This window comes from Stenotrophomonas sp. RIT-551 (genome assembly GCF_026241915.1).
GTDB classification, from domain to species: Bacteria; Pseudomonadota; Gammaproteobacteria; order Xanthomonadales; family Xanthomonadaceae; genus Stenotrophomonas; species Stenotrophomonas bentonitica_A.
Genome location: NZ_JAPJIU010000003.1, coordinates 140,195 through 151,653, shown reverse-complemented (window position 1 = coordinate 151,653; position 11,459 = coordinate 140,195). Strand labels below are relative to the sequence as shown.

The window sequence follows — 11,459 nt, the reverse complement described above, 5'->3', positions numbered from 1 at the left end:
GGCCGGCATTGCTGCCGGCCCCGTGCGATCAGGCGCAAGGTCCGCGAGGTTTCCGCGTTCCTGACTGATGCGACCGGCTCGCCGCCGTATTGGGACCTGGCCGATACCTGAGCCATCGGCACCCCCATCACGCCGGGGGTGGCAGGATCGGGAGAGATTCGCCCCCTCACCAGGAGACCACCATGGCTTCGACCGTTGTCCTGACCCGATCATGGGTCATCCATCCGTTCCACGCCGCTGTACTGGGCAGCGTGCTGCCGTTGTTCCTGGGCGCACTGCTGGCGGACTATGCGTATTGGAGTTCGTACGAGATCCAGTGGGCCAACTTCGCGTCCTGGCTGCTGATCGGGGCAATGGTGATGACCACGCTGGCGCTGCTGTGCGGGATCGTCGGGCTGGTCCGTGGCAGTCGCAATCTCGCTTACGTGGTGATTCTCGCGGTGATCTGGGGCGTGGGCTTCATCAACTGCCTGCACCATGCGCGCGATGCGTGGGCGGTGATGCCGGCGGGCCTGGTGCTCTCGGTGATCCTGACCGTGCTGGCGCTGATCGCCACTTGGGTGGGACTGTCCAGCCTGCGCGTGGGAGGTGTGCGATGAGCCGCCAGACGACGCTCCGCACTCTCTCGGTCTCCGCGCTTGCGGTCGCCCTGGCTGCCTGCAGCGGCAAGGCGCCGGAGCTGGAACAATATGGCGGCAACCCGGAGATGCCCAAGCCGCATCGCGGGCTGATGCCGGACATGACCATCGCCAAGCCGGCGCAATGGGGTGACATGCTCCCCACCGTGCCCAAGGGCTACCGCATCTCGGCGATCGCCACCGATCTGGCCATTCCGCGGCAGACCCTGGTGCTGCCCAACGGCGACATTCTCGTGGCCGAAGGCCGCGGCGGCAGCGCGCCGAACCTCAAGCCGAAGGATGTCATCGCCGGCAAGATCAAGGCCAAGGGCAATACCGCGGTCAAGAGCGGCAACCGCCTGACCCTGCTGCGCGACGCCGATGGCGATGGCGTCTACGAATTGAAAACGGTGTTCGCCGACAAGCTCAACGCGCCGTACGGCCTGGCGATGATCGGCAATGCGATCTTTGTTGCCAACCAGGACGCGGTGGTGCGCTTTGACTACCAGGAAGGGCAGACCAAGGCGAGTGGCGCACCGGTCAAGCTCACCGACCTGCCCGCGGCGATCAACCATCACTGGACCAAGGCGATGACCGCCAGCGCCGATGGCCGTTATCTGTACGTGGGCATCGGCTCCAACAGCAACATCACCGAACGTGGCATGGCGGTGGAGATCGACCGCGCGCGGATCTGGCAGATCGATGCGGTCACCGGCGCGCACAAGGATTACGCCACCGGCATCCGCAATCCCACTGCGTTGGCGATCCAGCCGGGCACGGGCACGTTGTGGGCGGTGGTCAACGAACGTGACGAGATCGGCCCCAACCTGGTGCCCGATTACCTCACCTCGGTGAAGGAGGGCGGCTTCTATGGGTGGCCCTACAGCTACTGGGGCAAGAACGTGGACCGCCGGGTGATGCCGCAGAACCCGGAGAAGGTCGCCTCGGCGATCGCACCGGATTACGCCTTGGGCTCGCACGTGGCCGCGCTGGGCGTGGCCTTCTCGTCCCCGGTGATGGGCACGCAGTTCGCCGAGGGTGTCTTCGTCGGCGAGCATGGCAGCTGGAACCGCAATCCGCCGGTGGGCTACAAGGTCGTGTTCGTGCCCTTCAGCAATGGCCGCCCGGCCGGCGAACCGATCGATTTCGTGAGCGGCTTCTTCGGCGAAGACGGCAAGACCCGTGGCCGCCCGGTGGGCGTCACCGTCGATCCGCGCGGCGCGCTGATCGTCGCCGACGATCTCTCCAACACCATCTGGCGGGTTACCGCCGACGGCACCCCGGCACAGCCGTAAGGCTGTTTAACAGGGACGGAGGGGAATAATAGTCCTCTCCGTCCCCGTTAAGAGGGGCTTGACCTTCCCATGATGGGAATCTTTAGGGTGGCAGGTAACCTCACCCCAAGGACTGCCCATGTCGTCTGTAATCTCCCGGTCCGGCGCGCCGATCAGCCGCCTGAGTCTGCCCATCGAGGGCATGACCTGCGCCTCCTGCGTGGGCCGGGTGGAGCGTGCGCTGACCGCCGTCCCCGGCGTGCAGACCGCCGCGGTCAACCTCGCCACGGAGCGGGCCGATCTCAGCTTCATCGGTGCGCCCGACCCGCAGGCAGCGGTGCGCGCCATCGAACGCGCGGGCTACAGCGTCCGCGAAGACACCACCGAGCTGAGCATCGAGGGGATGACCTGTGCGTCCTGCGTCGGTCGCGTGGAACGCAGTCTTGCGCAGCTGCCGGGCGTGATCGCGGCCAGCGTCAACCTGGCCACCGAGCGGGCGCAGGTGCGGCATCTGGCCGGCACGGTGTCCGTGGCCGATCTTCAGGCCGCCGTCGAGAACGCCGGCTACACCGCGCGGCCGGTCAGTGTGAGCACGGCCGCAACCGGTGACCAGGACGAGCAACGCCGTGAAGGCGAAGCACGCGCGCTGCGCCGTTCCCTGCTGCTGGCGGCGGTGCTGACCCTGCCGGTCTTCATCCTGGAAATGGGCTCGCACCTCGTCCCGGCCATGCATCACTGGGTAGTGCACACCGTAGGGTTGCAGACCAGCTGGTACCTGCAGTTCGCGCTGGCCACGCTGGTGCTGTTCGGGCCGGGCCTGCGCTTCTTCCGCAAGGGCGTGCCGGCACTGCTGCGCGGCGCCCCCGACATGAACTCGCTGGTGTCGCTGGGCACGGCAGCGGCGTACGGCTATTCCGTGGTCGCGACCTTCGCACCGGGCGCACTCCCGCCGGGAACCGCGAATGTCTACTTCGAGGCGGCCGTGGTGATCGTGACCCTGATCCTGCTCGGCCGCACGCTGGAGGCGCGGGCCAAGGGCCGTACCTCGCAGGCGATCAAGCGCCTGGTCGGGTTGCAGGCGCGGACCGCGCGCGTGCAGCGCGGTGGGGAGACCGTCGAAGTGCCGCTTGAACAGGTCACGCTGGACGACATCGTGCTGGTCCGCCCAGGCGAGAAGGTGCCGGTCGATGGCGAAGTGGTGGAGGGTGCCTCCTATGTCGACGAAAGCATGATCACCGGTGAGCCGGTACCGGTGGCCAAGGCCGTGGGCGCGGAGGTGGTGGGCGGTACGCTCAACACCACCGGTGCCTTCAGTTTCCGCGTCACCAAGGTGGGCGGGGACACGGTGCTGGCGCAGATCATCCGTCTGGTCGAGCAGGCGCAGGGTTCCAAGCTGCCGATCCAGGCGCTGGTCGACAAGGTCACCATGTGGTTCGTGCCGGCGGTGATGGCCGCCGCCGCGCTCACCTTCCTGATCTGGCTGGTGTTCGGCCCCACCCCGGCGCTGACCTTTGCACTGGTCAACGCCGTGGCGGTGCTGATCATTGCCTGCCCCTGCGCGATGGGCCTGGCCACGCCGACCTCGATCATGGTCGGCACGGGCCGCGCGGCGGAGCTGGGGATCCTGTTCCGCAAGGGCGAAGCGCTGCAGGCATTGCGCGATGTGAGCGTGATCGCGCTGGACAAGACCGGCACGCTGACCAGGGGCCGTCCCGAACTGACCGACCTGGAGCCGGCCGACGGTTTCCAGGCCGATGAAGTGCTGGCGCTGGTCGCTGCGGTGGAAACCCGCTCGGAGCATCCCATCGCCGAGGCCATCGTGGCTGCCGCCAAAACGCGTGGGCTTGCACTGGCGACCCTTGAGCGCTTCGAGGCGGTGCCCGGCTTCGGTGTGTCCGCGCAGGTCGGTGGCCGCACCGTAGCCGTGGGCGCGGACCGCTACATGACCCGGCTCGGCCTGGACGTGACCGCTTTCCAGCCCACCGCGCAGCGGCTGGGCGAGCAGGGCAGGAGCCCGCTGTATGCCGCCATCGACGGTCGCCTGGCGGCGGTGATCGCGGTGGCCGACCCGATCAAGGAAAGCACGCCTGCGGCGATCCAGGCGCTGCACGCATTGGGCCTGAAGGTGGCGATGATCACCGGTGACAACGCGGCCACGGCGGCAGCGATCGCGCGCCAGCTCGGCATCGATGAAGTGGCGGCTGAAGTGCTGCCGGATGGCAAGGTGGCTGCGCTCAAGCGCTTCCGCGCGGGCGGCGCGAAGGTGGCGTTCGTCGGGGACGGCATCAACGACGCACCGGCGCTGGCCGAGGCCGATGTCGGGTTGGCGATCGGCACCGGCACGGACGTGGCGATCGAAGCCGCCGATGTGGTGCTGATGTCCGGCGACCTGCGCGGCGTGCCCAACGCGATCGCGCTGAGCCAGGCGACGATCCGCAACATCAAGCAGAACCTGTTCTGGGCCTTCGCCTACAACGCGGTGCTGATTCCGGTCGCGGCGGGCCTGCTGTACCCGCTGAACGGCACGCTGCTTTCGCCGGTCTTCGCCGCCGCGGCGATGGCATTGTCCAGTGTGTTCGTGCTCGGCAACGCGCTGCGGCTCAAGCGCTTCCATGCACCGATGCAGGCCGATACGCTGGGTGCCGGCGTGGAGCAAGGCGCGATGAGGACCGTACGATGAATATTGGTGAAGCCGCGACGTTCTCGGGGGTCTCGGCGAAGATGATCCGCTACTACGAGCAGATCGGCCTGATCCCCCCGGCCGCGCGCTCGGAGGCGGGCTACCGGCATTACAGCCCGCAGGACGCGCACAGCCTGCGTTTCATCCGGCGTGCGCGCGACCTCGGTTTTTCCGTCGAGCAGATCGGCGAACTGCTGGTGCTGTGGCAGGACCGCGAGCGTGCCAGTGCCGACGTCAAGGCGGTGGCGCTGTCCCATGTGGATGGGCTGAAGGCGAAGATCGCCGAGCTGCAGGCCATGGTGCAGACGCTGGAGCACCTGGCCGCGCATTGCCACGGCAATGATCGGCCGGATTGCCCGATCATCGCCGACCTGGCGCAGCCGGCTGCGGCGCCGGTGGAGACCGCAGCGGCCAGGAAGCCTCGCAAGACGCCGCTGTTCGGCGCCGATACGCCGGTGTCTTCGCGCGGGCGTGCGTCCCGCAGGCCACGTTCCTGATCGACCCGGCCGCGTCCATGCCCCGCACCGGGCGTGCACGCATCTGCTCCCGCGCGGCGGATAACGCGGGCATGAATAACCGGCGACGCTCCACGACAATCGCTTGACCTTGCCACGTTGTCATCCCCGACAGTGGGCTTACACCCACGACGGCGAGGTCGCCATGCATCGTTTCATCATCCCCACCATGACCTGCGGCGGCTGTGCCCGTTCGGTCACCAAGGCCCTTCAGGGCGTCGATCCAGACGCGCGTGTCGAGACCGATCCGCCCGCACGCGAAGTGCGTGTCGAGAGCGCCCACGGGCCGGAGGCGTTTGTTGCCGCACTGGCCGAGGCCGGATTTCCCGCGACGCGTTGAGCACGCGATCCTGCATAGCTGCCCGGAGGGCAACCCATGTGCACCAAGCATCTTCTGACGATTCTGCCGTCGCTGGCGGCAGCGATGACGGCACCGCACGCAGCAGCGGCAGTAGTTTTACTGAGGCCGCCCACGCAGATGTTCGCTGGTGCGCAGGACCGGCCACGGCGAGGATCAGTCTCCCAAGGCCTCCCCGGCCAGTCGGAGCTGACATCATGCACAACGTCGCGCACACGTCCACGCAGGTCGAGATAGCGGGTCCGGTCAGGGGTACCCGGCTGACTGAAGCGTATGTCCGGATGGTCGCGCGCAACGCCTATTTCTGGGCGTGGCCGATGGTCAACATCTACAACCGGCGGCTGAAGTTCAAGGATCTGCCCGAGCCGGGCCTGATGGGTGGCTTCGTGCCGGTGGCGCCACTGAATCATGTGTGCATGCTCAGCGATTACATCGGTCCGCAGGAGCGGATGGTGGCGTGCCCCAACCAGGACGTCGTCTACGGTGCCGGCAGCATCGGCCTGGATGTGGAGCCGGTGGTGCTGCAGGTGCCCGATTTCGGCGAGCGCTTCTGGGTCTACCAGGTGGTGGATCTGCGCAGCGACAGCTTCGCCGATATCGGCAAGATGTACGGTACGGCTCCCGGCTTCTACCTGCTGGTGGGCCCGGACTGGCACGGCGACGTTCCCGCCGGCATCACCCGGGTGTTCCGTTCCAGCAGCAAGACCGGTTTCGTCATTCCGCGGGTGTTCCTGGACGATACCCCGCAGGACCGGCAGGCGATCCTTCCGCTGATCAACCAGATCGACATGTATCCCTTGTCGGCCTTCGACGGCGCGCCCAAGCAGCGCGACTGGGCCCGGGTAGCCAGGCTTCCGGCGGACGAGAGCCAGGGCAACAGCGGCGGCGAAGCGCAATGGGTCATCCCTGCCAGCTTCATTGATGAGCTTCCGCTGGTGCTGGACGATGCCAGCCCATTGCCGGGTGAGCAGGCCCTGTATGCCGAGCTGCGGGCAGTGGTCGAGGCAGCACGCCAGAACCCCGAGCTCAAGCGTGCGATGACCGATGAAGTGGGCAAGGCCGAGAACGACCTGGTCGGTCCGCTGCTGCAGTTCCGCAACTACGGTCTGCCGCTGCCGCACCACTGGACCACGCAGAGCAATGGCGCGGCGTTCGGCACGGATTACTACACCCGCACCGCCGTGGCCAAATCCAACATCTTCGTCAACAAGCCGAACGAGACGAAATACTTCTATCAGGACCTGGACGATACCGGCCAGCGGCTGGACGGTTCCAGCCGCTACACGGTGACCTTCCCGGCCGGGCAGTTGCCGCCGGTGCAGGGTTTCTGGTCGCTGACGCTCTACAACCAGCATCACTTCTTCTCGCCCAACGCGATCGAGCGGTATTCGGTCGGCACCAAGAACAAGACCCTGATCGCCAATCCCGACGGCTCGCTGACGATCTACGTGCAGGCCGACGCACCCAGTGATCCGGTGCAGCAGGCGAACTGGCTGCCGGCACCCGAAGGCGAAGCGTTTTCGCTGTACATCCGTGCCTATTGGCCGCAGCCCGCGGTGACCGACGGCAGCTGGACGCCACCGCCGGTACGCGTCGCGGGTTGACTCGGCCCGGAGCGGGTCAGTTCTTGTTGGAAGCCACCGTCCGCAGCAGCACCGCGGCCGTCTCCGCCGAGGAGGCCGGATTCTGGCCGGTGATCAGCACGCCATCGGTGACCACGTACGAGCCCCAGTCCGGTCCCTTGGAATAGTGGCCGCCCGCTGCCTTGAGCATGTCCTCCACCAGGAAGGGCACCACCTCGGTCAGGCCGACGCCGGCTTCTTCGGTGTTGGTGAAGCCGGTGACCTTCCTGCCCTGGACCAGCGGGGTACCTTCGGCAGTCTTGACGTCACGCAGTACACCCGGCGCATGGCAGACCAGGGCCACCGGCTTGCCGGCAGCGATGAAGGCTTCGAGCAGCGCAACGGAATGGCGGTCTTCGGCCAGATCCCAGAGCGGGCCGTGGCCGCCGGGATAGAACACGGTATCGAAGTCCGCCTGCGAGACGCTGTCCAGGCGTACGGTGTTGGCCAGCTGCGCGTTGGCATCCACGTCCGCCTCGAAACGGCGGGTGGCGTCGGTCTTGAAGTCGGGTTCGTTGCTCTTGGGATCCAGTGGCGGCTGGCCGCCCTTGGGCGAGGCCAGCACGATCTCGGCGCCTGCATCCTTGAAGGTGTAATAGGGCGCGGCCAGCTCTTCCAGCCAGAAGCCGGTCTTCTTGCCGGTGTTGCCGAGCTGGTCGTGGGAGGTCAGAACGATGAGGACTTTCATGGGAGACTCCAGAGGGTAGTGGGTTAAGAGTAGACCGGTCGTCTAGAAATGGAGCGTGAAAAAAGCACGCCGGTGGGGCGCGCCGGTGATCTTCTACGCGTCAGCGCGAAGGGTGGAGCAACTGGTGGGTGGTGCGCAGGGCGGTCTCGAACGGCTGGGCATTGCGCACGATCTTGACCATGATGCTGGCGCCCAGCCAAAGCTGGTACAGACTCTGGGCGAGCGGCTCCGCGCCGCCCGCGAACGACAGCGAGCCGTCTTCGGCGCCGTCTTCGAGGGCGCGCGCGATGCGCTCGATGATGCCGGCCGTGCCCTGCTTCAACGCGGCACGCATGCTGGCGGACAGGTCGGCCACTTCCGCGCCCAGCTTCACCGCCAGGCACTTCCCTTGGCAATCCTCGAACGACTGGCTCTCCTGCCAGGCGCTGAAGTAGGCGTCCAACTGCTGCGCCTTGGTCTGGCCGGGCTGGCGGAAGAGGCGGTCCATATCGGCGAGGTAGGCACTGAAATAGTCGGCCAGCAGCGCTTCGCCGAAGGCTTCCTTGGAGGCGAAGTAGTGATAGAACGAGCCCTTGGGCACGCCTGCAGCGGTCAGTACCTCATTCAGGCCCACCGCCGAAAAGCCCTTCGCGCCCATGATCCGCTGGCCGGTGGCCAGGATCGTGTCGCGGACGTCGGTAGTGGCAGGAGCGCTGGCGGTGGCGGAGTTCATGGGATGCACTCTACGCCGAATTAGACCGGTCGTCTAGTGCCGGGTGCGCTGGGCTCATGGGCATCCCGCCAACGCCCGGTACCACCGGGTAGAGGGGCACGCTGTCGGCCGACGGCGCAGGATCAGGGTATATTCCCCGGCCCCTTTTACCGCCAGATCCAGCCTCCGCCATGAGCACGACCCGGAAACACTACAAACACCCTGCGGAATCCGAGATCGGCAACGGCACGATCTACCTCGAGGCGCAGGGCGATGTGATCGTCCGCCAGGTCGAAAGCTATCGCAGCCTGCTGGTCTGGGCCGACAAATCCGGGCAGGCCGACGAGCGTTTCCCGCTGTCCGATCAGCCCTTGTCCTGGCTGGACCTGGATTCGGATGACGCCATTACCGCCAGCCAGTTTGAAGCGGTCTGGAAGCAGGCCAAGGCCGTTTCCGGCTGAGCAGGGCCACCGGCGGGGCTCAGACCTTCCAGCCGGTGCTTTCCGCCGCCGCCACATGCATCAGTTGATCCAGTTGCCGCAGCGCCCGATGCAGTTCCTGCCGGTTGGCCGCGGCACCCAATGAGATCCGCACCGCATCGTTGATCGCCACGCCTTCGGGCGTGAAGGCCGACGACGGTGCGATGCCCAGGCCCTGCAGGCGCGCGGCGTGGGTGAGGCTGGCATCGGTCCAGTGTGCGGGCAGCCGGCACCACGCATGCACCCCCGCGCAGTGCTGCAGGAAGCGCGGCGAGAGCGCCGACTGCGCGAGGTAGCGGCGCTCGGCGGCTTCCTCCTGCACCAGTGTCAGCATGGCCTGGGCCGAGCCGTCCAGGATCAGCTGCGTCACCAGAGCATTCATCAGCGGCGGTGCCATCAGGTTGACCGCGCGCAGGGCATCGAGCACCGGTTGCCGGTCCATGCCGTCGGGCAGGCGCACGAAACCGGTGTGCAATCCCGGGCTCAGGCACTTGGAGAGGGTGGAGATGTAACAGGTGTGCCGTGGTGCCAGCAGCGCAAGCGGGGCAGGGGCGTCGTCAACCAGCAGCCAGTACGGATCGTCTTCAATCAGCTGCAGGTGCTGCGCGCGGATCACGTCGGCCAGGGCTACGCGGCGTGCGGGCGGCATGGTGTGGGCCGTGGGGTTCTGTGCGGTCGGGTTGAGATAGACCACGCGCGCGCCGTGCTTCTTCGCAGCGCGTGCCAGCGCATCCGGTCGCATGCCCGCGTCGTCGCACTCGACCACGTGCAGCCGTCGCTCCAACACCCGGGTGGCATGCAGCAGGCCGGGGTAGACCAATGGCTCGCACAGAATCGTGTCACCGGCATTGGTCAAGGCCAGCAGCAGGGCGGACAGCGCGGCCTGCGCGCCTTCCGTGACGATCACCGTACCTGCATCGACCTTGCCGAGGATCGGCTTGAGCCATTGTTGCGCGGCCTGATGATCCGCGCGGCTGCCGCCACCGACGTGGTACGTCATCAGGTTGCCGACATCGCTGCGGGTCAGCACCGATGACAGGCCGCGCCGCAGCACCTCGGCCACCTGCTGCCCGCCAGGGCTGGGCGGCAGGTTCATGCTCAGGTCGATCAGCTGGGTCAGTTCCACCTGTGGCGGCGCCACGAACGAGCCCAGCGGGCCGCGTGCATCGATCAGCCCGCGCTTGCGCGCCTCGGTGAAGGCCCGGGTGATCGTGGTCAGGTCCACGCCGAGTTCATTGGCCAGGGCGCGTTGCGCCGGCAGGCGCTCGCCGGGACGCAGTGCGCCGGACCAGACCGCACGTTCCAGGGCCTGCACGATGCGCAGGTACACCGGCCCGTGGCCGTCGGCAATGAGGGGGCTCCACTCCATGCGCGCATGGTACGCGCGCGGCCGGGCAGGACTGCGACAGTGTGTCGCATCATGTATGGATCATGTCGTTGCCTAACGTACGCGGCTGCGGCGGGCACCCCCCATGCATATCGGTCATGCAGGGGGGTGTTCGCCACTTCTCATGATCCGGGCCGCCCGGCCCGGCACTGCGTTGGAAGGGCCGTCACGCATGAACCCCGCTATACACCCCGCTCGCCGCGCCGCGCTGGCCGGTCGAGCCCGCGCCGGACGCTGGTTCGGCCTGGCAGCGCTGCTGCCGCTGCTGTCAGGTTGCAGGAACCTGGAGCTGTTCAATCCCATGGGCAGCATCGCCGAGCAGGAAATGCAGCTGATCCTGGTCTGCACCGGCCTGATGCTGCTGGTGGTGATCCCGGTGATCATCCTCACGCTGTACTTCGCGTGGCACTACCGCGAGTCGAACAAGAAGGCCACCTACGCACCCACCTGGTCGCACTCCACCGCCATCGAAGTGGTGGTGTGGACGATCCCGTGCCTGATCGTGGTCGTGCTCGGCGTGCTGATCTGGAAAAGCACCCACGCGCTGGATCCGTACCGGCCGATCGAATCGGACAAGGCGCCGCTGCGCGTGGAAGTGGTCTCGCTCAACTGGAAGTGGCTGTTCATCTATCCGGACCACAACGTGGCCACGGTCAACGAACTGGTGATGCCGGTCGATACGCCGGTGGCGTTCAAGCTGACCTCCGAGTCGATGATGAATGCCTTCTTCGTGCCGCAGCTGGGCAGCATGGTCTACACCATGCCGGCAATGCAGACCCGCCTGCACCTGATCGGGCATACGCCGGGCACGTACGCCGGCATGTCCTCGGCCTACAGCGGCGCGGGCTTCTCGGACATGAAGTTCGATGCGCGGGTGATGACCGAGGCGGACTTCGCGCAGTGGCTGGCGCAGTCGCGCGGTACTGCCCAGCACCTGGGCCAGGCCCGTCTGGCCGAACTGGAGAAGCCGACCCACGGCGCGCCGATGCAGCGCTTCGCCAGCGTGGATACCGGCCTGTTCGACAGCATCCTGCGCCGCTACGGCGGCATGCCCGACGACGAAATCTGCCTGCCCGGTGAAGAACCCGGCGCGACATCCCAACTCGTGAGCCTGGCCGCGTCTGCCAGCCGTACCGCGGAGAACTGAT

At 67.0% G+C, this 11,459-nt stretch carries 11 protein-coding genes; 8 read left to right on the top strand and 3 right to left on the bottom strand.

The annotated features are described in order from the left end of the window. Nucleotides 1–182: 182 nt before the first annotated feature. The 6 genes from ORK51_RS05190 to ORK51_RS05165 all read left to right on the top strand — a co-directional run bounded on the left by ORK51_RS05190 (nt 183) and on the right by ORK51_RS05165 (nt 7,048). The gene (locus ORK51_RS05190; protein WP_266084411.1) at nt 183–599 is read left to right on the top strand and encodes a DUF2231 domain-containing protein; all 417 of its coding nucleotides are present in this window, start codon (nt 183–185) and stop codon (nt 597–599) included. Continuing rightward, complete coding sequence (locus ORK51_RS05185; protein WP_266084410.1) at nt 596–1,912, top strand: PQQ-dependent sugar dehydrogenase; 1,317 nt, start codon at nt 596–598, stop codon at nt 1,910–1,912. The genes ORK51_RS05190 and ORK51_RS05185 overlap by 4 nt, the downstream gene beginning before the upstream one ends. 118 nt (nt 1,913–2,030) lie before the next feature. After that, a complete protein-coding gene (locus ORK51_RS05180; RefSeq protein WP_266084409.1) occupies nt 2,031–4,571 on the top strand; it encodes a heavy metal translocating P-type ATPase in 2,541 nt (846 codons plus the stop codon). Next, complete coding sequence (cueR, locus tag ORK51_RS05175) at nt 4,568–5,068, top strand: Cu(I)-responsive transcriptional regulator (protein ID WP_261996760.1); 501 nt, start codon at nt 4,568–4,570, stop codon at nt 5,066–5,068. The genes ORK51_RS05180 and cueR overlap by 4 nt, the downstream gene beginning before the upstream one ends. A gap of 163 nt (nt 5,069–5,231) precedes the next feature. Further along, entirely contained in the window at nt 5,232–5,426 is a 195-nt protein-coding gene (locus ORK51_RS05170; RefSeq protein WP_266084408.1) for a heavy-metal-associated domain-containing protein, read from the top strand. Nucleotides 5,427–5,641: 215 nt separating this feature from the next. Further along, nucleotides 5,642–7,048: a DUF1254 domain-containing protein gene (locus ORK51_RS05165; protein WP_266084407.1), complete on the top strand. Its 1,407-nt coding sequence runs from the start codon at nt 5,642–5,644 to the stop codon at nt 7,046–7,048. Nucleotides 7,049–7,064: 16 nt separating this feature from the next. On the opposite strand, the gene ORK51_RS05160 is transcribed toward ORK51_RS05165, so the two are convergent. Further along, entirely contained in the window at nt 7,065–7,754 is a 690-nt protein-coding gene (locus ORK51_RS05160) for a type 1 glutamine amidotransferase domain-containing protein (protein ID WP_261996758.1), read from the bottom strand. 100 nt (nt 7,755–7,854) lie between these two features. Beyond that, nucleotides 7,855–8,466 (bottom strand): TetR/AcrR family transcriptional regulator, encoded by a 612-nt coding sequence (locus ORK51_RS05155; protein ID WP_266084406.1) that lies wholly within the window; start codon nt 8,464–8,466, stop codon nt 7,855–7,857. A gap of 170 nt (nt 8,467–8,636) precedes the next feature. Here ORK51_RS05155 and ORK51_RS05150 point away from each other — a divergent pair, with 170 nt between their 5' ends. Further along, nucleotides 8,637–8,906 carry a hypothetical protein gene (locus ORK51_RS05150; protein ID WP_266084405.1) on the top strand — a complete coding sequence of 90 codons (270 nt, stop codon included), beginning with the start codon at nt 8,637–8,639 and terminating at the stop codon, nt 8,904–8,906. 19 nt (nt 8,907–8,925) lie between these two features. Here the strand turns inward: ORK51_RS05150 and ORK51_RS05145 are convergent, their stop codons facing one another. Then, nucleotides 8,926–10,293, bottom strand: coding sequence for an aminotransferase-like domain-containing protein (locus ORK51_RS05145; protein WP_266084404.1), 1,368 nt, complete (start codon nt 10,291–10,293; stop codon nt 8,926–8,928). Nucleotides 10,294–10,483: 190 nt separating this feature from the next. Here ORK51_RS05145 and cyoA point away from each other — a divergent pair, with 190 nt between their 5' ends. Continuing rightward, nucleotides 10,484–11,458 (top strand): ubiquinol oxidase subunit II, encoded by a 975-nt coding sequence (cyoA, locus tag ORK51_RS05140; RefSeq protein WP_266084403.1) that lies wholly within the window; start codon nt 10,484–10,486, stop codon nt 11,456–11,458. Nucleotide 11,459 lies beyond the last annotated feature (1 nt).